The organism is Pseudooceanicola sp. NS-SX8 (genome assembly GCF_057380755.1).
The window spans coordinates 165,578-190,395 of the sequence record NZ_CM170819.1 but is presented as its reverse complement, the minus strand read 5'-3'; the positions used below and the strand labels follow the sequence as shown (position 1 = coordinate 190,395).

The 24,818-nt window shown below is 63.7% G+C and carries 20 protein-coding genes; 12 read left to right on the top strand and 8 right to left on the bottom strand.

What is annotated here, in order from left to right:
* Positions 1 to 36: 36 nt before the first annotated feature.
* Positions 37 to 798 (top strand): IclR family transcriptional regulator domain-containing protein, encoded by a 762-nt coding sequence (locus AC2IR1_RS00745; protein WP_486474374.1) that lies wholly within the window; start codon positions 37 to 39, stop codon positions 796 to 798.
* A gap of 116 nt (positions 799 to 914) precedes the next feature.
* Here AC2IR1_RS00745 and AC2IR1_RS00740 read toward each other — a convergent pair whose 3' ends face one another.
* Entirely contained in the window at positions 915 to 1,382 is a 468-nt protein-coding gene (locus AC2IR1_RS00740) for an Lrp/AsnC family transcriptional regulator (protein ID WP_486474373.1), read from the bottom strand.
* Positions 1,383 to 1,510: 128 nt separating this feature from the next.
* Here AC2IR1_RS00740 and putA point away from each other — a divergent pair, with 128 nt between their 5' ends.
* Positions 1,511 to 4,942, top strand: a complete 3,432-nt coding sequence (gene putA / locus AC2IR1_RS00735) for a bifunctional proline dehydrogenase/L-glutamate gamma-semialdehyde dehydrogenase PutA (protein WP_486474372.1) — start codon at positions 1,511 to 1,513, stop codon at positions 4,940 to 4,942.
* Between the two features lie 57 nt (positions 4,943 to 4,999).
* Here putA and AC2IR1_RS00730 read toward each other — a convergent pair whose 3' ends face one another.
* From AC2IR1_RS00730 to AC2IR1_RS00715, 4 genes are all read right to left on the bottom strand, one after another.
* Positions 5,000 to 5,626, bottom strand: a complete 627-nt coding sequence (locus tag AC2IR1_RS00730; protein ID WP_486474371.1) for a LysE family translocator — start codon at positions 5,624 to 5,626, stop codon at positions 5,000 to 5,002.
* Positions 5,626 to 6,096, bottom strand: coding sequence for an Lrp/AsnC family transcriptional regulator (locus AC2IR1_RS00725; RefSeq protein ID WP_486474370.1), 471 nt, complete (start codon positions 6,094 to 6,096; stop codon positions 5,626 to 5,628). The genes AC2IR1_RS00730 and AC2IR1_RS00725 overlap by 1 nt, the downstream gene beginning before the upstream one ends.
* Positions 6,097 to 6,180: 84 nt before the next feature.
* Positions 6,181 to 6,666, bottom strand: a complete 486-nt coding sequence (locus AC2IR1_RS00720; RefSeq protein ID WP_486474369.1) for a GNAT family N-acetyltransferase — start codon at positions 6,664 to 6,666, stop codon at positions 6,181 to 6,183.
* A gap of 23 nt (positions 6,667 to 6,689) precedes the next feature.
* A complete protein-coding gene (locus tag AC2IR1_RS00715; protein ID WP_486474368.1) occupies positions 6,690 to 7,283 on the bottom strand; it encodes a hypothetical protein in 594 nt (197 codons plus the stop codon).
* A gap of 233 nt (positions 7,284 to 7,516) precedes the next feature.
* Here AC2IR1_RS00715 and ahcY point away from each other — a divergent pair, with 233 nt between their 5' ends.
* Positions 7,517 to 8,905, top strand: coding sequence for an adenosylhomocysteinase (ahcY, locus tag AC2IR1_RS00710; protein ID WP_486474367.1), 1,389 nt, complete (start codon positions 7,517 to 7,519; stop codon positions 8,903 to 8,905).
* A 107-nt stretch (positions 8,906 to 9,012) separates the two neighbouring features.
* Here ahcY and AC2IR1_RS00705 read toward each other — a convergent pair whose 3' ends face one another.
* From AC2IR1_RS00705 to AC2IR1_RS00695, 3 genes are all read right to left on the bottom strand, one after another.
* Positions 9,013 to 9,951 carry a helix-turn-helix domain-containing protein gene (locus AC2IR1_RS00705; protein ID WP_486474366.1) on the bottom strand — a complete coding sequence of 313 codons (939 nt, stop codon included), beginning with the start codon at positions 9,949 to 9,951 and terminating at the stop codon, positions 9,013 to 9,015.
* A 317-nt stretch (positions 9,952 to 10,268) separates the two neighbouring features.
* Positions 10,269 to 10,952, bottom strand: a complete 684-nt coding sequence (locus AC2IR1_RS00700) for a cysteine hydrolase family protein (protein WP_486474365.1) — start codon at positions 10,950 to 10,952, stop codon at positions 10,269 to 10,271.
* Positions 10,953 to 11,123: 171 nt separating this feature from the next.
* Positions 11,124 to 11,999 (bottom strand): arginase family protein, encoded by an 876-nt coding sequence (locus AC2IR1_RS00695; RefSeq protein ID WP_486474364.1) that lies wholly within the window; start codon positions 11,997 to 11,999, stop codon positions 11,124 to 11,126.
* Between the two features lie 282 nt (positions 12,000 to 12,281).
* On the opposite strand from AC2IR1_RS00695, the gene AC2IR1_RS00690 reads away from it, so the two are divergent.
* The 9 genes from AC2IR1_RS00690 to AC2IR1_RS00650 all read left to right on the top strand — a co-directional run bounded on the left by AC2IR1_RS00690 (position 12,282) and on the right by AC2IR1_RS00650 (position 24,798).
* Positions 12,282 to 12,632: an EthD domain-containing protein gene (locus AC2IR1_RS00690; protein WP_486474363.1), complete on the top strand. Its 351-nt coding sequence runs from the start codon at positions 12,282 to 12,284 to the stop codon at positions 12,630 to 12,632.
* A gap of 119 nt (positions 12,633 to 12,751) precedes the next feature.
* On the top strand, positions 12,752 to 13,870 hold the full coding sequence (locus AC2IR1_RS00685) for a substrate-binding domain-containing protein (RefSeq protein ID WP_486474362.1): 1,119 nt from the start codon (positions 12,752 to 12,754) through the stop codon (positions 13,868 to 13,870).
* A gap of 109 nt (positions 13,871 to 13,979) precedes the next feature.
* The gene (locus AC2IR1_RS00680) at positions 13,980 to 17,465 is read left to right on the top strand and encodes an ATP-binding cassette domain-containing protein (RefSeq protein WP_486474361.1); all 3,486 of its coding nucleotides are present in this window, start codon (positions 13,980 to 13,982) and stop codon (positions 17,463 to 17,465) included.
* A gap of 219 nt (positions 17,466 to 17,684) precedes the next feature.
* The gene (locus AC2IR1_RS00675; RefSeq protein WP_486474360.1) at positions 17,685 to 18,626 is read left to right on the top strand and encodes a helix-turn-helix domain-containing protein; all 942 of its coding nucleotides are present in this window, start codon (positions 17,685 to 17,687) and stop codon (positions 18,624 to 18,626) included.
* Between the two features lie 241 nt (positions 18,627 to 18,867).
* The gene (locus tag AC2IR1_RS00670; RefSeq protein WP_486474359.1) at positions 18,868 to 20,562 is read left to right on the top strand and encodes a glycoside hydrolase family 3 protein; all 1,695 of its coding nucleotides are present in this window, start codon (positions 18,868 to 18,870) and stop codon (positions 20,560 to 20,562) included.
* Positions 20,563 to 20,631: 69 nt separating this feature from the next.
* Complete coding sequence (locus AC2IR1_RS00665) at positions 20,632 to 21,864, top strand: ABC transporter substrate-binding protein (RefSeq protein WP_486474358.1); 1,233 nt, start codon at positions 20,632 to 20,634, stop codon at positions 21,862 to 21,864.
* Between the two features lie 72 nt (positions 21,865 to 21,936).
* Positions 21,937 to 22,806: a carbohydrate ABC transporter permease gene (locus tag AC2IR1_RS00660; RefSeq protein WP_486474357.1), complete on the top strand. Its 870-nt coding sequence runs from the start codon at positions 21,937 to 21,939 to the stop codon at positions 22,804 to 22,806.
* Positions 22,803 to 23,702 (top strand): carbohydrate ABC transporter permease, encoded by a 900-nt coding sequence (locus AC2IR1_RS00655; protein ID WP_486474356.1) that lies wholly within the window; start codon positions 22,803 to 22,805, stop codon positions 23,700 to 23,702. The genes AC2IR1_RS00660 and AC2IR1_RS00655 overlap by 4 nt, the downstream gene beginning before the upstream one ends.
* Before the next feature lie 4 nt (positions 23,703 to 23,706).
* Positions 23,707 to 24,798 (top strand): ABC transporter ATP-binding protein, encoded by a 1,092-nt coding sequence (locus tag AC2IR1_RS00650; protein ID WP_486474355.1) that lies wholly within the window; start codon positions 23,707 to 23,709, stop codon positions 24,796 to 24,798.
* The last annotated feature ends 20 nt before the right edge of the window (positions 24,799 to 24,818 follow it).

Below are 24,818 nucleotides of genomic sequence, written 5' to 3'. Positions count from 1 at the left end.
CGGATATCGCACAAACAGGAATGGCGTGGCATTGAAATGGCATTGAACCAGCGGGACATGATCTCTGGCCTTGCGAAGGGGCTCAGGGTGATCGAATGCTTCACGGCGGAGCATGCGCGGCAATCGATTGCCGAGGTGGCGGAGGCGACCGGCTACGACCGCGCCACCGCGCGCCGCTGCCTGCTGACGCTGGTGGAGCTGGGCTATGCTTCCCACGATGGAAAGTACTTCACCCTGACGCCGCGCGTCCTGCGCCTTGGCACCGCCTGCCTGGCCACCCTGCCCCTGGCGCAGATCGTCCAGCCCTCGCTGGATCAGCTTTCGGACGAGCTGGGCGAAAGCTCTTCCGTCTCGGTGCTGGACGAGGGCGAGGTGGTCTATGTCGCCCGTGCCGCGCAGCGCCGGGTGATGTCCATCGCGCTGATGCCCGGGTCCCGCCTGCCCGCTTACTGCACCTCGATGGGTCGCGTCCTGCTGGCCGCCCTGCCGGAGGAGGAAGCCCGCGCTCGGCTGTCGCGCATGGCGCTGGTCCCGCGGACAGAGCACACGGTCACCGACCCCGAGGCGCTGATGGCGCGGCTTGCCATCGTCCGGGCGCGCGGCTTCGAGGTGATCGACCAGGAGGTAGAGATCGGCCTGCGCTCCATCGCCGTGCCGATCCGGGATGCGCATAACCGCGTGATCGCCGCACTGAACCTCGGCCTGCCGGTGCGCGACGCGGCGGTGGAGGAGATCCCGCTGCGCTACCTCAAGCCGTTGCAGCAGCTGCAGGCAGAACTGCGCCGCGTGTTGCGATAATCCGCCGTCAGGGCACGCTTGCGCCCCGGTTTCTCAGCACGCCTCCGATTGCCGGCCCTGCTTGATTTCGGGTTGGGCCATGGCGACGGTGCGGTGTGATCAACAAGGGCCCCCGATCACAGGGTCGGGCTGCTGCCCTCCACCACGGCCTCCATCGATACGAAGGTCGTGGTCGCCGTGACATGCGGCATGGCGCTGATTTCTTCTCCCATGACGCGGCGGTAATCGGCCATGTCCTGTGAACGCACCTTCAGCAGGTAGTCGAATCCCCCTGCAATCATGTAGCATTCTTCTATCTCGGGGACCTTGCGCACAGCCGCGTTGAATGCCTCGAGCGCCTTTTGGCGCGTATCGTCGAGGCGAACCTCGACGAAGCTGACATGGGTGAGCCCCAGTTTTCGGGGGGACAGCGTGGCACGGTAACCAGTGATCACCCCTGTTTCCTCCAGCGCTTTCAGGCGTGCCGCGACGGGGGTTTTCGAAAGCCCGACCTTGCGTGCAAGCTCCGCCACGGAGATCCGCGCGTTCGCGGTGAGCTCACGCAATATCTTTCGGTCTGTCTGATCCAGGTCGTTTGTGCTCATCGACTATATATGCCCTGAATTTAAGTGCGAACGTATCCATTTTGGCACGAGTTTGGGCGAAACGACCAGAAGGAAATTGTTAGACACCGACCAACGGCCATCTGGCCGGCATCCATCGGGAGAGTGCCATGCAGGACCAATCCAATGCCCCTCGTTTCGACGCCCTGGAAGGGCCGTCGAAGTTCACGCCTGAAGCCCCGCTGGTCGAGCGCCTGTCGGAGCGCGCCGGGCTGAGCAAGGCCGCGCGGGAGATGATTTCCCACAGGGCGGCCGACCTGGTGCGCAAGATCCGGAGCAGCCAGAAGCCGACGCTGATGGAGCACTTCCTGGGGGAATACGGCCTGTCCACTCGTGAAGGTGTGGCGCTGATGTGCCTGGCCGAAGCCATGCTGCGCGTGCCCGACAAGCTGACTATCGACGCGCTGATCGAAGACAAGATCGCGCCTTCCGACTGGTCCTCCCACGTTGGACGCGCCTCTTCTCCGCTCGTCAATGCCTCGACCTGGGCGCTGATGCTGACCGGGCGGGTTCTGGATGATGAGGGGCCGCGCATGGCGGCAACCCTGCGGGGCGCGGTCAAGCGCCTGGGCGAACCGGTCATCCGAACCGCCGTCGGTCGCGCGATGAAGGAAATGGGCCGCCAGTTCGTTCTGGGGCAGACCATCGAAAAGGCCATGGAACGTGCGAAAACGCGCGAGGATCAGGGGTTTACCTACAGCTACGACATGCTGGGCGAGGCTGCGATGACTGCGGCTGACGCGGCCCGCTACGCCAAGGACTACGCCGACGCCATCGACGCCATCGCCAAGGCCTGCACCAAGGGTTCGGTGAAGGACAATCCCGGCATCTCGATCAAGCTTTCCGCCCTGCACCCCCGTTACGAGGTGGCGCAGGAGGCGCGCGTCATGGAGGAGCTGGTGCCCGTCGTCCGGGACCTGGCGCGCAAGGCCCGTGCCGCCGGCATGGGGCTGAACATCGACGCCGAGGAGCAGGACCGCCTGGTCATCTCCCTCAAGGTCATCGAAGCTGTCCTGTCGGATGAGCAACTGTCCGGCTGGGATGGCTTCGGTGTTGTGGTGCAGGCCTACGGCAAGCGCGCGGGTGCCGTGATCGACTGGCTCTACTCCACAGCGGCGAAATACGACCGTCGCATCATGGTGCGACTGGTGAAGGGCGCCTATTGGGACACCGAGATGAAGCGTGCGCAGGTCGAGGGGCTGCCCGACTTCCCGCTTTTCACCTCCAAGGTTGCGACGGATGTCAGCTACATTTCCAATGCGAAGAAGCTGATCGGCTACGCCGACCGGATCTATCCGCAGTTCGCGACCCACAACGCCCATACCGTGGCGGCGGTGCTGGAAATGGCCGGTGACGGCGTGGAATACGAATTCCAGCGCCTGCACGGCATGGGGGAACGCCTGCATGACATCGTCATAAAGGAAGGCCCGGGCCGCTGCCGGATCTACGCGCCGGTCGGTGCGCACAAGGACCTGCTGGCCTACCTGGTCCGGCGCCTGCTGGAGAACGGCGCCAACAGTTCCTTCGTGAACCAGATCGTGGATGAGGAAGTCACGCCAGAAGAGATTGCACTGGATCCCTTCGCCCAGGCGGCTGATGCGAAGGCCCCGGCAGGCCTGGCACGCCCCGATGGCATCTTCGGGGAGGACCGGCTGAACAGCCGCGGGTTCGACCTGTCGGATGCCCGTATGCTGGCCACCATCGAGGCCGCGCGCGAAGTCGACATTCCCGATGCAGGTCCGCTTGTCGCCGGAAAGGCATCGGGTGCGGCGCGTGATGTCCTGAATCCGGCGGATGGCGCTGTCATCGCCCGCGTGGTCGATGCGGATGCGGCCTGCGTCGAGGCGGCCGTTGCCGCCGCTGCACCATGGAATGTCACCCCGGCTGAACGGGCGGAGGTACTGAAACGTGCAGCGGACCTCTACGAGGCGAGCTATGGGCCCTTCTTCGCCGTCCTTGCCCAGGAGGCGGGCAAGACCCTGAAGGACGCCGTGGGCGAACTGCGGGAAGCGGTCGACTTCCTGCGCTTCTACGCCGCCGAAGGGGCCCGTCGTGAGGATGCCGCCCGTGGGATATTCACCGCGATCAGCCCGTGGAACTTCCCCCTGGCTATCTTCACCGGGCAAATCGCGGCGGCGCTTGCGGCGGGTAACGGGGTGCTGGCCAAGCCTGCGGAGCAAACCAGCCTGACCGCGGCCATGGCCGTGCGCCTGCTGCACGAAGCCGGTGTGCCGGTCGAATCCCTGCAGCTGCTTCCGGGTGATGGCGCGGTCGGTGCCATACTGACCGGGGCGGCGACCGTGCAGGGCGTGGCCTTCACCGGCTCCACCGAAACCGCGCAGATTATCCGCCGCACCATGGCGGAGGCGATGGACCCCGGCGCGCCGCTGATCGCGGAGACCGGCGGGCTCAACGCGATGATCGTCGACAGCACCGCCCTGCCGGAGCAGGCCGTGCGCGATATCGTTGCCTCGGCCTTCCAGTCTGCCGGGCAGCGGTGCTCCGCGCTGCGGTGCCTCTACCTTCAGGAGGATATCGCGCCGCACATGATCGAAATGATCCGCGGCGCGATGGATGAGCTGTCGGTCGGCAATCCCTGGCTGCTGTCCACCGACGTGGGTCCGGTGATCGACGAAGAAGCCCGCAAGGGGATCGCGGACTACATCGCCGCCGCAGAGGCGGACGGCCTGCTGCTGCACAAGCTGGCGATCCCTGGGGGTGGCACTTTCGTCGCGCCCACGATGCTGAAAGTGTCCGGGATCGAACAGATGGAGCGGGAGATTTTCGGCCCGGTGCTGCATGTCGCGACCTTCAAGGGGCGTGATCTTCCCAAGGTCATCGCCGCGATCAACGCCACGGGGTACGGCCTGACATTCGGTCTGCACACCCGGATCGACACCCGCGTGCAGGACGTGACCGAGGCGATTCACGCGGGCAACCTCTACGTCAACCGGAACCAGATCGGCGCGATCGTCGGCTCGCAGCCCTTCGGTGGTGAGGGCCTTTCGGGCACGGGGCCCAAGGCCGGTGGTCCGAACTACCTGGACCGCTTCCGGGCCGCGCCCGCCCCGGTGGAGGGCAAGGAGGATGGCCCGGTCACCGAAGAGATGCTGGTGCACAAGCTGGCTGGCTACTCCGAAGGGAACATGGTCGGGGAAGAGCTTCTGCCCGGCCCGACCGGGGAGCTGAACCGGCTCGCCTCGTACCAGCGTGCGCCGCTCCTTTGCATGGGGCCGGGTCCGGATGCCGAAGCGGCGCAGGTCGCCGCGGTGGAGGCGCTTGGCGGTCAGGCCCTGGCGGCCGGCGGTGTTCCGGATGCGTCGATGCTTGCAGGATTGGAAGGCATCTCCGGGGCGATCTGGTGGGGAGATGTCGCCACAGGCCGCGCCTTCAACCGGGCGCTGGCCTCCCGCAAGGGCGCCATCCTGCCGTTGGTGACCGGGCTTCCCGATGTCGGTCACGCCCTGCACGAACGTCACCTTTGCGTTGATACGACGGCGGCGGGCGGCAATGCCGCCCTGCTCGCTGGCGAGGGGGAATAACCGGTTCCTGATTCCCCTGTTCGCCCGGGCCTTACATCCCTTCAGGCCCGGGCGACGTCATTCGTGCATCCCTGGCAGGGCGCCACCAATGGCCCAAAGGCCGAAGCCCAGCAGGATCACACCTGAAGCCCGCGTAACCCAGAGGCCGAAGGCCTCCGGTAGGCGGTGACGGATCAGCGCGACCGCGCCCGAGAGCAGGATCCACCACAGCATGGACCCGGCGAAGACGCCGAGGGTGACCCCGACGCCCGCTGCCCTGTTGTCGTCCGCCGCAAGGCCGAGGCCCGCGAAAAGGGCGGCGAAGGACAGGATCGTGGCCGGGTTCGCAATGGTCAGGGCAAAGGTGGTCAGCGTCGTTCCGACAAGGTTCCGGGTCTCCGCCGTGGCAGACTTTTGCGGGCGTGCCGGGCGGAAGGAGGCAAGCCCGAGCCAGATCATGAACCCTCCTCCGCAAATCCGCAGCGGCAGGTCGATCATCTGCAGGGTCGAGGCGAAGGCGGCAAAGCCAAGTGCAGCCAGCAGCGCGTAGGTGGCATCGGCAAGTGCCGTGCCCAATCCGCCGGAAACCCCTGCCAGAAATCCACGTTCCAACGTCCGTGCAATGCAAAGCGCGCCGATCGGCCCGAGCGGCATTGCAACCGCAAGGCCCAGCAAGACGCCCTTCAGGATGAGGACGGGATCCATCACCAGCCCTTGGGGATCATCCCCGCCTCGACCGGCGAGGAGAGAACGATCACCGTTTCGCTGCGACCCAGGAAGCGTTGCGCCTTGATCTCCTCCAGGATCGGTTCGATCTCCTCGATTCCGCCGACGCGGAGCTTTGCGAGGTATGACCAGGCGCCGGTGACATGATGGCATTCCGCGATCGCCGGATGGCTTGCCGCAAAGCTCCTGAAGGCAGGCTCGTCCGCGTCTTCCCTGAGGGCAATCCAGAGGTAAACCAGTGTCGGCAGCCCCAGTGCCTGGGCCGAGGTTTCAACGGTAAACCGCATGATCGCACCGGAGGCCGTCAGCCTCTTGATCCGGTCATTCACTGCAGAGATGGACAGGCCGACCTCCCCGCCGATGTCGGAAAGCGAGCGTCGGGAGTCCTGTGCGAGTAAATTGACAATTTTGCGGTCAATGATGTCCATACCCGTAAAATGGACGGTCAATCTGATTCCGTAAAGGAAAATTGACGATTTTTGCGGCCTGATTCCGCTTTGTGTCAGCCGGAGAATTCGTGGTGTCGACCACTTCTAGTGCAAATCGAACCTTTTCAGGATCTTGGTCACCACGGTTCCATCGGCCAGGCGGCGCCCATCTATCCTGCCGTAGTCCTCGAAGCCGCGTGACTGATAATAGGCTAGGCCAGAACTGTTGTCGGCGCGGATTTCCGCGTTGATCCAGGTATATCCCGCCGCCAGCGCGGCCTTCCGCGTTGCCTCGAAAAGCTTTGATCCGATCCCCAGGCCGGTTCTGCCAACCCGGGAAAAGGTTGCGATCTGGGCAACCCGCTCGCCCTGCTCCGCATGCGGTTCTATGTACTGAAAACCCAGGACCTGGCCCGCGTCATCTTCGGCCAGGTGCCAGATCGCCCGGGCGGAACCGCCCATCCATCGGGCAAGATCGCCGGCGGCGACGGGATCGGTCAACGCGGTTGTCCCGCCCCTCGCAATGATCTCGTTCAGCAGTTCGGCCATCGGCAGGCAGTCGAGGCGCCCTGCCCTGCGGATATGCAGCATGAGATCCCTTTCGATTCCCCTGATCAGGGCATTTCCTTCAGCAGCGCGGCATGGCGTGCGGTGAACTCCGACCGGGTTTCCACCGGCGGGCGCAACACGATATCAAGCCCTTCGATCACCGCGGGATCAGGGCGACCGAAGAACCTGGTTGCCTCCTTTTCGGAAAACCCGGCGATCTGCGTCGCTTCCATCCAGGCAGAGATCTTGTCCGCTTTCTTTATCTTCTGCTTCAGCCTCACCGGCGTGGTCGCGGGCAGGCCAAAACGGATGTGGATCGCGGCGGTCAGGCGTGCATCAAGCTGGCCGTAGTCGGGGCCGACGGCCGCCTTCACCGGGCTGATCATGTCCCCGATCACGTATTCCGGTGCGTCATGCAGAAGTGCCGTCAGCAGATCGGCGGGTTTGGCAGAGGGCCACATCCGCCGGAACAGGGCCTCGACCAGCAGGGAATGTTCGGCGACCGAATAGGCGTAGTCACCCCGGGTCTGCCCATTCCAGCGGGCGACAAAGGCCAGGCCGTGGGCGATGTCCTCCACCTCGATATCCATCGGCGTGGGGTCGAGCAGATCCAGGCGACGTCCGGAGAGCATGCGTTGCCAGGCGCGGGGCTGTTTCATCGGAAGGTCCTTTCGCACCCTGAGTACGCGGGGCATGCAGAGGTGTAAATTGCTCCCGGCGTTGTCCTGTTCCCGTTGCGCGCAAATCGGCGCGACCGGATCTTAAGCAGTTCTTGATTATTCCTGCGCCAAGTCCGTGGCGGGTCCACATGAACCTTGGGGCAAGCACGTTGTGCCCTTCGGTTGCCGGTGATACCCCTTGCCCGACCGATCGAACCCTTTTGGAGTGACGGATGACCCAAGACTACATTGTCAAAGACATTGCCCTGGCTGGTTACGGCCGCAAGGAGCTGGATATTGCCGAGACCGAAATGCCGGGCCTGATGGCCTGCCGCACGGAGTTCGGAGAGTCCAAGCCCCTGAAAGGCGCCCGTATCGTGGGCTCGCTCCACATGACGATCCAGACAGCTGTCCTGATCGAGACGCTTGTCGCGCTCGGCGCCGACGTCCGCTGGGCGTCCTGCAACATCTTCTCGACCCAGGACCATGCCGCCGCGGCCATCGCAGAGGCCGGCGTCCCCGTCTTCGCCGTGAAGGGCCAGAGCCTGGAAGAACACTGGGACTACCTGGACAAGTCCTTCATGTTCGAGGAAGGCCCGAACATGATCCTGGACGATGGCGGCGACGCCACGCTGTACATCCTGCTGGGCGCCCGCGCCGAGGCCGGTGAAGACATCATCCCCGTCCCCTCCTCCGAGGAAGAGGCAGTGATCAAGGCGCAGATCGCCAAGCGCATGGAGGCCTCCCCGGGCTGGTTCACCAAGATGCGTGATCAGATCAAGGGCGTCTCCGAAGAGACGACCACCGGCGTGCACCGCCTGTACGAGCTGCACAAGCAGGGCCAGCTGCCCTTCCCGGCGATCAACGTCAACGACAGCGTCACCAAGTCGAAGTTCGACAACAAGTACGGCTGCAAGGAATCGCTGGTCGACGGCATCCGCCGCGCCACCGACGTGATGATGGCCGGCAAGGTTGCCGTCGTCTGCGGTTACGGTGACGTGGGCAAGGGCTCTGCCGCCTCGCTGGCCGGTGCCGGTGCCCGCGTGAAGGTGACCGAGGCCGACCCGATCTGCGCCCTGCAGGCCGCCATGGACGGTTTCGAGGTCGTGCTGCTGGAAGACGTGATCGCCGATGTCGACATCGTCATCACCACCACCGGCAACAAGGACATCGTCCGGATCGAGCATATGCGCCAGATGAAGGACATGGCCATCCTCGGCAACATCGGCCACTTCGACAACGAAATCCAGGTCGCCGCGCTGAAGAACCACAAGTGGACCAACATCAAGGACCAGGTGGACATGATCGAGATGCCGAGCGGCAACCGGATCATCCTGCTGTCCGAAGGCCGCCTGCTGAACCTCGGCAATGCCACCGGCCACCCCTCCTTCGTGATGTCCGCCTCCTTCACCAACCAGGTGCTGGCGCAGATCGAGCTGTGGACCAAGGGCGACGAGTACAAGAACGAGGTCTACATCCTGCCCAAGCACCTCGACGAGAAGGTCGCCGCGCTGCACCTGGCCAAAGTCGGTGCCAAGCTGACCAAGCTGTCGCCGGAACAGGCCGCCTACATCGGTGTCGCACCCGAAGGCCCGTTCAAGCCGGAACACTACCGCTACTGATCTTCCGGGGTCAGAGTTTTGGGCAGGGCGCGGAGGAAACTCCGCGCCCTGTTTCCTTGCCGCCCATGGGGCGTCGTCTTTGCCCGCTCCGGGCCTGGATGACCGGTTCAGTGCCGGGTCAGAAGCGATTTGGGGGTCACCCCGAATTCGGCACGAAAGGCACGGGAAAAGTGGGACATGTCGCTGAACCCGCAGCTGAGCGCGACATCCGTCACCTTCTGCGCCTGCCCTTGCTTCAACATCTCGCAGCTTCGGTTCAGGCGCTGCTTCCAGATCCACCTTGTGGGCGTGGTTCCGTCCTTTGCGAAGAGGCGGGTCAGGGTGCTGCGCGACACGCCCAGCTGGCGAACCAGAACGTCGCAATCCAGCTCCGGATCCTCGAGGTTTGCGAGGATGAAGGAATGCGCCCTGTCCAGGAGGTTCGCATGACGGAAGGTGCGATCGGTCTGCAGGCCCCCGTGTGTCTCCATCGCTGCGGTGATGAGGTCGACCAGGGAGGCGGCAACGCGGCGTGTCGCGACCCCATCCGTCAGCAGGTCGAGAGAGAAGCTTTCCTGCAACATCATTCCGACCAGCCTGCCGAGGGTGGAGGTTGATGAAATGGTTCGCGCCGTCATCTGCTCCGCCGAGGCAAGCCGATTGGTGAGCATCTGTCGCGGCAGTCGCAACCAGTACCCGGAATAGTGCGTGTCCCAGCGGTATTCGAAGGGGCGCGCGCTGTCGTAGAGGAGGAATTCCCCCGCACGCTGCAATGTCTCTCTGCCGTCCTGGCGCAGGCATCCCTGACCATCTCGCAGCAGGGAAAGGTAGAAACAGTCATTGGGTGTCTTCCGGATGTCGTTCGGGGTCCGGGAGGAGAGCTGTGGCGAAGACACCACGAGGCTCAGATCCAGGGTACCGAATTCCCGTTGCGTGACCGACCCCCGGAAGCTTTCGGGGGCGCAGATGACCTTTGTTTCGGCCGGGGCGTAGTTGCGGATCATCACCTCGCTCCAGAACGCCTCTCTGTCCCTCGGGGCGAAAGCTTCCACGTCGGTCTTGGTCATCTGTCGGTCGTTCGTTGATGGCTGATGCATGTGAGCTGACTCCATGCGTAAAGACAGCCCGTGGACCTGCGGTAATCAAGGGGCGCCGGTGATCGTGATCGGCCTGGGTGACGGGGGCTGCATCGGTGCACGGAATGTGATCCCTTCAGAAGCTCCCTGCCTTTAATTTCGCCAAATATATAATAATATCAATATCTTGAATGTTCGCACGCCTGAAGGCGCGGCCCGGAAAGACCCGCTTCTCCAATGGTTCCGTTTTCAAGCCCTCCTTGCCAGGGGGCGGGGATCCAGCCAGGAGACCTGCCCCTTCGGGCGGCTCAGGCTGTTACCAGGGAGAGCACCTCGGCCGTCGGGATCGTGTCGGCAAAGACGGCGTAAAGACTGCCGAGGGCCCCGTTATGTTCGGCGTCGGTGAGCGTGGCGTTGGCGTCCGTGACAAAGATGACCTTGTAGCTCAGCTGGTGGGCATCACGTGCCGTGGCTTCCGAACAGCAGTTGGTCAGCGTGCCGGAAATGATGACGGTATCGATCCCCCGCGCTTCCAGCACAGCGGCCAGATCGCAGGTGCCGGGCGTGAAGCCGCTGAACCGCGTCTTGTCCAGGACAGGCTCCCCTTCCGCGACGTCGATTTCGGGCCACAGGTCATGCTGGGCGGCGCCCGGGGTGAAATGCTCCATCAGGCCGGCGGCGAAAGGAGCGCCGAGGAGAGAGCCGTACCAGCTGTTCCAGGGGCGGCTTTCATTGGCGTCATAGGTGTAGCGCAGGAAGACATTCAGCCCGCCGGCCTTTCGAACGGCCTGCGAAATGCTGTTCACGTTGGGGACGATTTCCCGCGCGATCGGGACTTCGGACACCGACCCTTCGGCGAGGAAGCCGTTCTGCATGTCCACCACGACATGTGCAGTGCGGCTCATGTCGATGGCGGTATAGGCGCGATCCTTGCCGTTGCGGTTTGCCCGGCCACGTTCCAGGACCGTGGGGTGGATGTCGATGGTATGCATGGGAACCTCGCGGTTGGGGGTAACGGACCGACGCGATTGATGGGGGCTCGGCACGTCGACGTGCTGCCATGACCATACAGACGTCCGATCATCCCTTCTGTGCTGTCCTTGCCAAAGCACTGGCCCGAGGCGGGCGCAGGATCATCCCCGCCCGCCCGGTGTCAGCCCACGTCACTCGGACAGCAGCGGCAGTTCCGCCAGCATGTCGCGCATGTTCATGGCGTCCCAGGGAAGGTGCTCGGCGATACCAAGGCCGACGATGTCGATCTCTTTCGATACGTCCTTGAGCAAGCGGACGACCTGCTGGATCGTCATCTTCCCCTGGGGCGTGGTGTTCCATTCGGCATTGTCGGAACCGGGCTTGTTGAACAGAAGCGAACGGAACTTCGTGGGGTCCAGCACATCCAGGTCGAGGTGGATCGCCACGTGGCTGGCACCGCAGTTGCGGATCCAGTCGAGGATCGGCGTGCTGTCATCTGCCAGGGCGGCGGATCCGACATGGGGGATGCCCATGTCCTTGAGCATCCCTCGCTCCAGCTCGCTCATGTCGTCCATGCCGGCGTAAACGACGCGGGACGGGTCGATCTTGCGCGGAACCATCGCGGTGAAATCGGCATCCCCGCGGCCCATAAGGTTGCCCAGGACCATGGCGTGGGCCCGTTCGAAATGCTCCGGCGTCATGATGTCGGGGTGGGCATCGACCCAGAGGATGGCCAAGTCGCCCTGATACTTCTCGTTCAGGTAGGCGAAGGGCACCAGGTCCACCCCGCAGTCCCCGCCGAAGACGACAAGCCGGTCGGGGGCCTGCGCGTCGATCACCTCGCGGGCGGCTTTCGCCTGTACAAGAAGGCGCGTCTTGTCGAGGATCCCGTCTTCGAGCGGCAGGGGGGTGTCGGTAGGATCGTCGATCTTCACTTCTGCGACCGGGTCGGAAGAGGCAGGCGCCAGCCAGGACAGCAGCTCCGAACCGAAATGATAGGCCGGAAGATTGCCACCCTGCCATTGCGGCATCTTCAGGCGCAGTGTCTTGCGGTTCTGCTCGGTCATCTCTGTATCTCCATTCGTCAGTGCGACGGGGCGTATCGCCCCGGCTTTCCCGATTTCTAGAACAGGGGAAGGGCGCGGGGATCGAACCTGCCTGCCGAATGGAGGGAGCATTTTGCCAAGATCGGCAGTGGGGCAGGAAAATCCTGCCTGCCGTGGCAATTCAGTTCCGAAATCTGGCAGGGGGATGCGCGTCGGCGCTTTGAGGCGCGTGCTAGGAAAGCGGCAAGGCGCGCCCCGCCAAGTCCGGAGAAGGCGCCGCAAACAGAAACAGGGATCGCATCGATGTACACCGTTGCCATGATTTTCCGCCGCAAGCCCGGCATGTCGCTTGAAGAGTTCAACACCTACTACCGCGACCATCATGGGCCTCTCATGCTGAAGCACATCACGGATCGCGGCCTGATTTCCTACGAGCATTTCCCGGCGGACCATTCCAGCAAGGAAGGCCGCTACGTCACCGAAGGTGACCTCGAATACGATGCGATCTCGATCTACAGCTTCGAAACGGAAGCGCAGGCAGAGGAATGCTGGGCCATTCCCGAAGTCATCGAAGACAGCGCCAAGTTCATCGATTTCGACACGATGGTTTCCCTCCCCCTCACCCGCCGGAAGGTCTTCGGCGGGGCTGACTGAGGGGGCTGACTGAGGGGCGCTGCCCGGCTGACCGATTGTCGCTGGCCGGGCTGCAGGGCCTCTTCTCCCCAAACTCATAAAAAGGGCGCAAAGCGTCCGATCCAACAGGAGACCGAAGAATGACGACTTCCTTCCTTTCCACCGTCACGCGCCTGGCTGGCAGCCTCGTCGCAGCGACCATGCTGGCGGGAGCGGTGCAGGCCGCCGACCTTTCCCCGGACAAGGTCGGTACAGAGGATGAATTCCTCGACATTTCCCAGTTCTGCGGGACCAAGCCGATCAAGGTTGCGCTCTCCGTCGGGTTCATGAATGCCAACCGGCAGATGAAGTTCGAAGAGCTGAAGGACGAAGCGGCCAAATGCTCCAACATCACCGAGGTCGGCCTGGCCGATGGGCAGGGCAATCCGGAAAAGGAGCTGGCCAACATCCGTTCCCTTGCGGCGCAGGGGTTTGACATCATCATCCTCGGGCCGCCGGATGCCGGTCCTGCGGCCATTCCCGCGATGCGTGATGCAATGCGCATGGGCTCCGTCGTGATCCCGGTCGAAGTGGGCGTGGATTTCCCCGGACAGCCCGGTGTCGACTACACCATGGTCGTGACGCCGAACCAGGAACAGATGGCCAGCGTCTACGCCCAGTTCCTTGTCGATCAGCTTGATGGCGAGGGGAATGTCATCGTCTGGGGCGGGTCTCCGGGGGCGCCGCAGACCGCGGCCCAGATGCCGGGCTGGAAAAAGGTGTTCGCGGACAATCCCGGGATCAACGTCCTGGAAGGTCCCGTCGTTTCCGGCTGGGATCCGGCGCAGTACCAGAAGGTGACCACTGCCCTGCTGGCCAAGTATCCGGAAATCGACGGCATGTATTCCGACTACGGCGTTGGCGTCCTGGGCTCCCTGCGGGCGTTCGAAGCGGCCAATCGTCCGATGCCGCCGGTGACCGGCCTCGATGCGAACGGTGCCCAGTGCTACTTCCTGGATCACAAGGCCGATGAGCCCGACTTCGAGATCGGTCTGACCAGCTCCTGGACCTGGATCTTCCGTCTGGCACTGCGCAAGGGTCTGGCCGCGGTCAACGATATCGACAGCACCGAGCCCAGCATCGTGAATGTCGACCTTCTGGTGGACAGCACGTCCGACGACCCGGCAAAGCAGCCGGTGTGCGACCCGGACCTGCCGGCAGACGTTTCCCTGCCGTCGTCCCTCCTGTCCAAGGAACAGCTGATCGCCATCTTCGAGTGATCCTGCAGGGCCGCGGCGGCAGGGTCGCCGCGGCCTCTCCCCTTCCGAGAGGACGGAACCCGGGCGAGTTCCGTCCCTATCGAATTTCAAGACATGACCGAGGTGCCCGATGGCGACTTCCGAAAATCGAAGCCAGACACTGCGTGAAATGGCCGGTTCCCTTGCGATGCGGGCCTTTCTGGGTGTCGTGCTTCTGGTCATTCTGGCGCTGATCGTCGCCCCGCGCAGCCTGTCGGCGGGTTCCCTTTTCGCCATGGCGCCGTTCATCGGGGTTCTGGGCGTTGCCGCGATCGGCCAGTACCTGGTCATCCAGCAACGCGGGTTCGATCTGTCCGTTGCCGGGACGATCTCCATCGCGGCGGTCATGATGACGGCGCTGCCGGATGTCGATACCGGCCTGGCCGGTACTTTGGGCTACGTCGTCCTGACACTTCTGACCGGGGCGGGGATCGGCCTGCTGAACGGCGCGATCGTGACATGGCTGCGGGTCCCGCCGCTGATCGTGACCATCGGTACGAATTCCCTTCTGATCGGCGCCGTCTACTGGCTGACGGGCGGGTCGATCCAGTCGGCGCCCGATGTCCTGGTCGCGGTAGCGAGCACCCGGGTCGCCTCGGTGTCCGTCCTCTTCCTTGGCTTTGTTGCCATTGGCGCCCTTGCAACCTGGCTCATGTCCGGAACGAAGGTCGGTCGCCAGTTCCTGATGTCCGCCGTCAGTGCCGATGCCGCGCGGGCACTTGGGATCCCCGTGAACCTGTGCACCCTGGGCGCCTATGCCGTCGCCGGGTTCCTTTTTGCCCTTGCGGGGATCATGCTCGCCGGGCTGGCCGTCACGCCGACGTTGCTGTCCGGCAATCCCTACATGCTGACAACCGTTGCCGCGGTGATCGTCGGGGGGAGCCCGCTGAACGGGGACCGGGGCAGTGTCCTGGCGACGATGATCGGCGCCGTCTTCCTGATCGTCCTGGATCAGATCGTTGTCTCGCTCGGCTTCGACTACGCGATCCAGAGCATCGTCCAGGCGGTCATCATCCTTGCGGGCGTCACCCTGCCCCAACTTGTGCGACATTTCCGGGAACGTGGCGGTGCAGGCCTTCCCGGGGATCCGGCCTCCCGCCCGGTGGCCCCTGCAGAGGATCGCAAGGCCGTGCTGGAGCTGCGCGATATCCACAAGCACTTCGGCAAGACCATCGCCCTTGCCGGCGTGGACCTGTCTGTCGCCCCGGGTGAGGTGCACGCGGTGATCGGAGAGAACGGGGCGGGCAAGTCCACGCTCATCTCCGTTGCCTGCGGTGTCCTGCCCGTGACCCGTGGCGAGGTCGTGATCGACGGTCAGCGGATGTCGGGCGCCGATGCGGATCGCTATCGTGCTGCGGGGATCTCGGTCGCGTTCCAGCATCCCCCCCTGCCCCCGCATCTGACGGTTCTGGAATGCCTGTCCCTGGCGGATCCATCCCTGTCGGGACGTGCCGGAGAGGCCCGCGCGCGGGACCTGATCGCGGAGGTGACCAATGGCCCCCTGCGTTCAGATCCGCGCGCCCGCGTGGCGGAGCTTTCTATCGGACAGCGGCATGTTGTCGAAATCGCCCGTGCCCTCGCCTCCAATCCCAAGATCATCGTGCTGGATGAGCCGACCGAGCCGTTCAAGGAAGACGACGTGCGGCAGCTCTTCGCGTTGATCCGCCGGCTGCGGGATCGGGGCATCGCCATCGTCTATATCTCCCACAGGCTGGACGAGGTCGAAGAGATCGCGGACCGGATTTCGGTCCTGCGGGATGGCGAGCTGATCGCAACGCGCCCCCGGGCAGAGTTCACGCGCCAGGACATCGTTTCCATGATCGTCGGCCGCCCCATCGGTCAGGTCTATCCGGCCAAGCTCGGCGCGGGGGATGATCGGGACCTTCTTGAGCTCAGGGATCTGAGCGGCCCCGGCTTCCGTGGTGTCGACCTGACCCTGCGCCCGGGGGAGATCCTGGGCCTTGCTGGGGTCGAAGGACAGGGCCAGCGGGAACTGATGCGCGCGCTGGCGGGCCTGACGCCGCACAGCGGGGCGATCGTGCTCAACGGCGAAACGCTGAGCTGGGCCGATCGCGCCGCCGCGCGGGAGGCCGGTGTCGCCTTCGTGCCGGACGACAGGCACAAGGAAGGCCTGTTCATGTCGATGAGCATCGCCGAAAACCTGGGCGCCGGTCATGCGTCGGACGGCCTGATGATCGACCGGTCGGGAGAGCGCCGGGCCATCGCCGAACATACGACGGATCTGCGCATCAAGGCGCCCTCTCATGGGGTGACGATCAATTCACTGTCCGGCGGGAACCAGCAGAAGGTCCTGATCGGGCGGGAGATCATCGGAAATCCGCGCATCTTCCTTGCCGACGAGCCGACCAAGGGCGTGGATATCGGATCGAAAAGCGATATCTACCACAAACTTCGGGCGCTTGCCGCGCAGGGGGTGGCTGTCATCGTCAGCTCCTCCGACGGGGTCGAACTGGAAGGGCTCTGCGATCGCGTCGTTGTCATGGCGCGCGGAGAAGTCGCGGCCCAGCTGGACGGCGACCGCCTCACCGACGCGGAAATCACGGCCGCGAACCTGACCGCTGGCGGGCAAAGGACGGAAGACACGGCCGAGGGGAAATCGCGTGGTGCAGTTCTGCGCAACCTGCTGGACAGCAAGTGGTTCGCGATTTCCATCCTCACCGTGGCGTCTGCGATCATCATCCAGCAGGCGGTATCGGCCAACGATCGCTTCCTTTCGCCCTACAACCTTGAAAACGTGCAGATCCAGATGGCGACGCTGGCCCTGATCGCCTTCGGGCAGCTGTTCCTGATCCTGCAGGGGGAAATCGACTTCTCGGTCGGGCCGATGGCGGGTTTCGTGGTGGTGCTGGCGTCCTACTGGATGCCCTACGGGATCAGCGGGGTCGACCTCGTGCTGGTGTCGGTGCTGATCCTGGGGATCACCACGTTGCTCGGCTTTCTGCAGGGGATGATGACGCTGGTGCTGCGTATCCCGTCGATCATCGTGACCCTCGCGGCATTCTTCGCGCTGCAGGGCCTGTCGCTTTACCTTCGCCCGGTTCCCGGCGGGACCATCGACGGAAAGCTTGTTGGGGTTGCGCTGAAGGCCTTCGGCCCCGTGACGCTGGCCGCAATCGTCACCGTCATCCTGGCCCTCGCGATGGAGGCGATGCTCCTGCGCTCTGGCTTCGGCAAACGTCTGCGCGCGCTCGGGTCCGATGCCCCCTCGGCTGCCAAGCTGGGCGCGCGCCGCGCTGTTCTCCTGCCGTCGGCCTTCGCGTTGAACGGCTTCCTCGTCGGCCTGGCCGGTCTTCTTCTGGCCGCCACTGTCGGCGTCGGGTCCGGGACCACCGGCGCGAACTACAGCCTGATGAGCATCACCGCCGTCGTGCTGGGGGGCGCCGTCATCAGCGGTGGCATGGGATCCTTCCTTGCAACCCTTTTCGGCGCTCTGCTGATTCAGCTGACGTTTTCCGCGACGACCTTCATGCAGGTCGGAACGGAGTGGCAGTACTGGCTGGTCGGTCTGATCACCCTGCTTGCGGCCAGCCTTTTCAGCCTGGGTCGTCGCGCCTGATGGATGTGGCCGAATGCCACGCGGGATTGCCGGAGGCAAACGTCAGGGTCGGCACGCAAGGCCGGGAAAGGTGATTTCAGAGCGGCGCAAAAATTGGCATTTTCGCCCTATTCCTGAGCATCGGGGGGGCGGGTGACGAAACCCGGAAGCGGCCGCGTTCACCTCTGCCGCATTCGGACCGAGACTTCCGCATCGCGAATTGATCGAAGGAGATTCTTGATGAATGCTCTTTTCAACACCGACCAGATTGCCACGCCGGACCGGTTCTCCTACTGGAATGACGTGGTCTTCAAGACCTATGCGCCCTGTGTCGGCAAGGTAGATGAACTGCCCCAGTTTCGTGCCAGCCTTGAGGCAAGCCATTTCGGCCAGATGATGGTCACCAACGTCGTATCCAGTGCGATCACCTATGATCGACGGGCCTCCGACGTGAAATACGATCCACGGGATGATTTCTACGCTGTTGCCATGCTGGGCGGGCGTACCCTTCTGACGCAGAACGGGAGAGAGGCCTGGGCCCATCCCGGCGACGTCTACCTCTACAATTCGGCACGTCCCTACCAGCACCATTCGGACGTCGATTATCGCTGTGTCTCGTTGCGCATTCCCCGCGCGCTGGCCCAGGCCCGCCTGGACCGGCTCGACGATATCTCCGGCCGGGTGCTGAAGGGGGATGCGCCCTACGGGAGGATCATTTCCTCCCTCATCCGCGAGGCCACTTCCCTCTCGGGTCAGGACAACTCCGACGGGGAACTGCAGAGGTTCAGCAGCTCCGTCCTGGACATGATCACCGCCGCGATCGGATCCGGTTTCGGCGATTGCAACGACCACGGCACCCGCAATGAAAAGCTCCTGGCCCGGATCCAGCGCTACATGCGGGACAACCTGGACGACAATACGCTCAGCCTCGCGGATATCGCTTCTGCGCAGAATGTCTCGATGCGGACCCTGGCGCGGCTTTTCACGGATGCGGGCACCACGCCGATGGCCTGGCTGCAATCCCAGCGACTTGCCAATGCCTATGCCGCCCTCAACGAGGGGCGCGTGGAAAGCGTGAGCGAGGCGGCCTTCTCCTATGGCTTCAACGACAGTTCCTATTTCGGCAAGGCGTTCAAGAAGGTCTACGGTTTCACGCCGAAGACCCTCCTGGATCAAAGCTGACCCCTCGGATCATCGGAAGTCCAGAACGCGGGCGCCCTTCCGGCGCCTGCTTTTTATTGCCAGGTAAATACTTGCCCCGCAGGCACGCGGGCATTTCCAGCCGGCTCAGATTGACTGTCTGAGACCAATACCTTGGCAACCAAGTGCGAGAATATGTCCCCCCGATACACATAGTCTGAATCCAGGAAACTCTGCTGCGCACCCAATGAGCCGGTGCCGGAAAGACAGACTTGGAGTCACCATGACTATCTACGACAGCCTGAAGAACGCGCCTTTCAACCTGACTGACCAGCAGGTCGAAGAAGTTCGGAACAGGGTCGAGGGGATGCCTCTCGAAGACAAGGTGGCGCAGGTCTTCTTCCTGATCCTGATGGGGGAAAAAGAAGAGGACTTCGAGAAGGTCATCAAGATGAAGCCGGGCGGTATCACCCGCTTCTTCAGCGATGACCTGGAATATGAGACGGCGCAGATGCAACGCATCTTCGATGCCTTTCCCGTTCCTCCGCTTGTTAGCGCTGACATGGAGGGCAGCCATCTGAGCTTTGCCTTCGGGACCAAGGTTCCGAACCAGATGGCCCTTTCGGCCGTGGATGACGCGGCCCTGACCGAAGCCTGCTCTGCCATCATGGCGCGGGAAGGCAGGACCATGGGGGTCAGCTGGTCGTTCACGCCCGTGGTCGACGTCAACGCGGCCTTCCGCAGCTCCATCGTCGGGTCCCGATCCTACGGCAGTGACGTGGATCGGATCGAACGGCACGCTCTGGCGCATATTCGCGGCCTGCAGGAAAACGGGGTCGCCGCGACGGTCAAGCATTGGCCCGGCGAAGGATACGATGATCGTGACCAGCACCTGGTCACCACCCAGAACCCCCTGACACTGGACGACTGGAACGAGACATTCGGCCGGATCTATCGCAGGGCGTTCGACGCGGGCGTCATGTCCGTCATGTCCGCGCACATCGGTTTCCCGGCCTACATGAAGGCCGTTGATCCCGATTGCGGCAAGGAGGCGTTCCGCCCTGCCAGCATCAACCCCGCGCTCACGACGGGCCTGCTTCGCGAAGAGCTGGGCTTCAACGGCATCATCGTGTCGGATGCCACCGAAATGGGTGGCATGTGCGCCTGGATCTCCCAGAAGGACATGCCGACCGAAGTCCTGCGGGCTGGCTGCGACGTGATCCTGTTCTCGCTCGATCCGGAGGCCGACATGGCGCAGGTGCGCAACTCCGTCGAAACCGGTTTCCTGCCGGAGTCACGCCTGGATGAGGCCGTGGCGCGCGTGCTGGCCCTGAAAACGGTGGTTGGCCTGCTTGATGGCACGCACCGCCCCGTGGATGCGGCCACCGCCCGCGGCACGCTGAAACGCCCCGAGGATGCGGCCTGCGCGGCCGAGGCCTTCCGCAGGGCCCCGACCCTGATCAAGGACGTGAACGCCACGCTCCCGCTGACCCCCGATCGGTTCAAGCGCATCCTCGTGATCGAAAACGGCATCCGGAACGCGCTTTTCGGTCATGGCGTGCGCCGCCCGATGGACCTGCCCGACATGCTGGAGGCAGAGGGCTTCGAAGTGCATCGTTTCGACCCCGACACCCACGAAGGCGCGACCTTTGACCCGGAAAAAACCGACCTCGTGCTCTACCTGATGGCCGATGAATCGCTCTTCATGAAGAGCCACATCTACATCGACTGGTACGAGATGATGGGAGCTTTCCACCGCGCGACCGAGCGTCCGTGGCAGGACATTCCGACGATCATGGTCGGCTTTGGCCACCCCTATTACCTCTACGATGCGCCCAGGGTTCCGACCTATGTGAACGCCTATTCCACCCTTCCCGAAATGCAGCGCGCCGTCCTGGATGCGCTGATGGGCAAGACCCCGTTCGAGGGGACCTCCCCCGTGGATGCGTTCTGCGGGCAGGAACAGGCGCGGTACTGACGACCTTCCCGGGGCGGTCCGGCCGGCCCGGGACAAGAAAACCGAACATCACCCAACAGGAGAATACTCATGAAGCGACTGTCGCTAAACGCCCTTCTCATGACTTCTGCGCTCACCTGCGGTGTCTCCGCCGCCGCAGCGCAAGAGGCGGAAGTCATCCACTGGTGGACTTCCGACAGCGAATCCAAGGCCGTTGCCGTGATTGCCAAGGATTACGAGGCCGCCGGTGGTACATGGCTCGATGCGGCCGTGGCAGGCACCGATGCGGCGCGTACTGCCGTGAACACCCGGATCCAGGCCGGTGATCCGCCGACCGCCTTTGTCGGCTCTTCCGTGCTGGAATACGAGGATGTGGCGCTGACTGGGAACCTGGCGAACCTCGATGACATCGCCAGCGATCTGGATTGGGAAAACACCATTCCGTCCTCCCTGCTGGATGCCGTGAAAGTCGATGGCCACTATTACGGCGCGCCCGTGAACATGAGCGTGAACAACTTCCTCTGGTCCTCGAAAAAGGCGCTGGAGGCGATCGGGGAAAGCGAACCGCCGAAGACCTGGGACGAACTTTTCGAAATGGGTGACCGCCTGAAGGACGCGGGGATCATCCCCTATGCGCACCCGGGCAAATGGTACTGGGACCTGAACACCTTCGGCTTCATCCTTGCCTCGCAGAGCATCGAGGCCTTCGACAAGTTCCACGCCCTCGATCCGGAGGTGTTCGACGACCCTGCCCTGCTCAAGGCGGCGGAAATCTTTGCCAAGCTGCGTGACTATTCCGATCCCGGTGTCCCGGGGCGCGAATGGAACATCTCCAACCAGATGGTGATGAACGGGGAAGCCGCGTTCTACCTGATGGGGGACTGGGCCAAGGGCGAAATCTCGGCCGCGGGCCTGACCCCGGGTGAGGATATCTTCTGCTCCATCAGCCTTGACGATTCCCCCGTCTCCATCAGCGGCGACGCGATGATGTTCCCCGCCATGGATGGCAGCGAAACGCCCACCGATGCGCAGGTGCTGCTGGCCACCACCCTGACCTCCGTCGAAACCCAGGTCGGGTTCAACATCCTCAAGGGATCGATGCCGGTGCGGACCGATGCACCGACCGACCAACTCGATTCCTGTTCCCGCCTCGCCCTGGAGCAGGAGAAGGTGGACGGCAGTGTCTCTGCCTACCCGGCCCTTCTGTCGGGCGATGCGGCGGGCAGCTTCGGCGATGTGCTGGGCAACTTCTGGGTCGACAGCGGCGCGACCGCCGAAGACCTCGTGGCCGAACTCGAAGACACGGCATCGATGTTCAACTGATCCAGCCAGAACTGGCCATTCCGGACAGTCCCGGAATGGCCCCAGACGGGACCCTTATCCATGCGAAGACCTATGAAACTGCTGCAGGGTCAGGCGGCGCTCCTGCCCGGCTGGTTGATCCTGATCGTAGCCTACCTCGGAACGATCATCTGGACGACCCGGATATCCTTTACCGCCTCGCGCTCCATGCCGGTCGATACCTTCGTCGGCTTCAAGCAGTACGAACGCCTTTTCGGATCGAACCGCTGGATCCAGTCGGTGGAAAACATGCTGGTCTACGGCAGTCTTTTCATCCTCGGCTGTCTGGTCATCGGGTTCCTTCTGGCGGTCTTGCTGGACCAGAAGGTGAAGGGTGAAAGCCTGTTCCGGACGATCTTCCTGTACCCCTATGCAGTGTCCTTCGTCGTGACCGGACTGGTCTGGCAATGGGTGCTGAACCCCAGCCTGGGCTTGCAGAAAGCCGTACGGGACCTGGGATGGGAAAGCTTCACCTTCGACTGGCTGGTGGACCGCGACAGGGCGATCTACGTGCTGACGGGGGCTGCGATCTGGCAGGCTTCGGGCCTTGTCATGGCACTGATGCTGGCCGGCCTGCGCGGTGTCGACGGCGACCTGTGGAAGGCCGCCCGGGTCGATGGCGCCAGTGCACCACGCTATTACCTGCGGGTCGTCCTTCCCCTGCTGAAACCCTCGATCTTCTCTTCCGTCGTCCTGCTGGGGGTGGCCGTGATCAAGTCCTACGACCTCGTCGTCGCCATGACCAGCGGCGGCCCGGGCAATGCGACCGAACTGCCCGCCAAGTTCATCATGGATTACCTCTTCGGCCGCCAGAACCTGGGCCTGGCAACAGCGGCTTCGGTCGTCCTGCTGGTCACGGTGATCGCCGCCCTGGCCCCCATTGCATATGTCCAGTCCCAACGTGCCCGGAGGGCCCGCACATGAGCGCCCGCAGCCTTTTTCCCGCCGATGCCTCAGGGCCCCGCCCGCGACGGCTCAGCCTGTCCCGGGTGGCGCTTTATGCATGTCTGATCCTGGCCGCGGCGGCCTTTCTCTTTCCGCTCTGGGTGATGGTCTCTACCTCGTTGAAGGACATGGATGCCGTGCGCGAAGGATCCATCTTCAGCTGGCCGTCCCATCCGTCCTTCGAGGCGTGGAAGGTCGCCTGGACCAGCGCCTGCACCGGCCTGACCTGCGATGGCCTGCGCGGCGGCTTCGTCAACTCGGTGCTGATCCTCGTGCCTTCGGTGGTGCTGCCCGTCGCACTGGGGGCCGTGACGGGATACGCCCTGTCGTTCTGGCGGCCGCGTGGCGGGAAGCTGCTGTTCGGCGGCCTGCTGATCGGGCTCTTCATTCCCTACCAGGTCTTCATCTACCCCCTGGTGCGGATCCTTTCTTCCGTCGGGCTTTACGGCAATATCGGCGGCATCGTCGCGGTGCACACGATCTTTGCCATGCCGATCATGCTGCTGCTCTTCCGCAACTACTACGCCAGCCTGCCAATGGACCTGTTCAAGGCGGCCCGCATCGACGGCGGCGGCTTCTGGACGATCTTTCGCCGCGTTGTCCTGCCGATGTCGGCGCCGATCATCGTGGTGGCCGTCATCCTTCAGGTGACCGGTGTGTGGAATGATTTCCTCTTCGGCCTGATCTTCGCCGGGTCCGACCGGCTGCCGATGACCGTCCAGCTCAACAATATCGTCAGCAGTGCCCGCGGGGCCCAGGAATACAACGTCCACATGGCCGCGACGATCCTGACCGCGCTCGTGCCGCTTATCGTCTACTTCTTCTCCGGGCGCTGGTTTGTTCGCGGCATCGCCGCAGGCGCCGTCAAAGGGTGAACCCATGTCGCAAGTTGCCATCAAGAACCTCGATATCACGTTCGGATCCAACCGGGTCATCCAGAACCTGAACCTGCAGATCGAACCGGGAGAATTCCTTGTCCTGCTCGGCGCATCCGGCTGCGGCAAGTCCACCTTGCTGAACGCGGTCGCGGGTCTGACCGACGTCGCCGGCGGCCAGATCTGGATCGGAGAGAACAACGTCACCTGGGCCGAACCCAAGGACCGCGGGATCGGCATGGTGTTCCAGTCCTACGCGCTCTATCCCCGGATGACCGTTGAACAGAACATGTCCTTCGGCCTGGAAATGGCCCGTCACCCCAAGTCGGAGATCCGTGAGCGGGTGGCACGCGCGGCGAACATGTTGCAGCTGAAGGCGCTGATGCAGCGGCGCCCGGCAGAGCTTTCGGGCGGGCAGCGTCAGCGGGTCGCGATCGGGCGGGCCCTGGTGCGCGATGCGGATGTCTACCTCTTCGACGAGCCGCTCTCGAACCTGGATGCGAAGCTGCGGACGGAACTCCGGGTGGAACTGAAGAAGCTGCACGCGGAACTGGGGGCGACGATGATCTACGTCACCCACGACCAGGTGGAGGCACTGACCCTCGCCAACCGGATCGCCGTCATGCAGGGCGGGGTCATCCAGCAACTTGATACGCCGGAAGAAATCTATCGCCGTCCGGTCAACAAATTCGTCGCGGGGTTTGTCGGCTCTCCCGGCATGAACTTCATCGACGGGGCCCTGATGCTGCGCGATGGCAAGGTGGATCTGAAGACCGCGCGCGGCAGCACCATCGACCTGACGCGCTATCCCTTCGCCGAACGTCCGCAGGACGGGCAGAAGGTCACCCTGGGTCTGCGGCCGGAACACCTGCAGGTCGAGCCGGAGGAAGGCTGCTGCCCGGTCGGCCTGACTGTCAGTGTCTACGAAAGCATGGGCGCCGATGCCCTTCTGTGGGCCGAACTTTCGGGGGGGACGGTCTCGGTCAAGTTGCTGTCCGACTGGGGCCCCGTCCCCGCCGCGGGGGAGCGTGTGACCATGTGGTACGACGCGACGAAGCTGTCGCTCTTCGATGCGCAGAGCGAGATGCGGCTTTGATCCGACGGGTCTGAAATGGC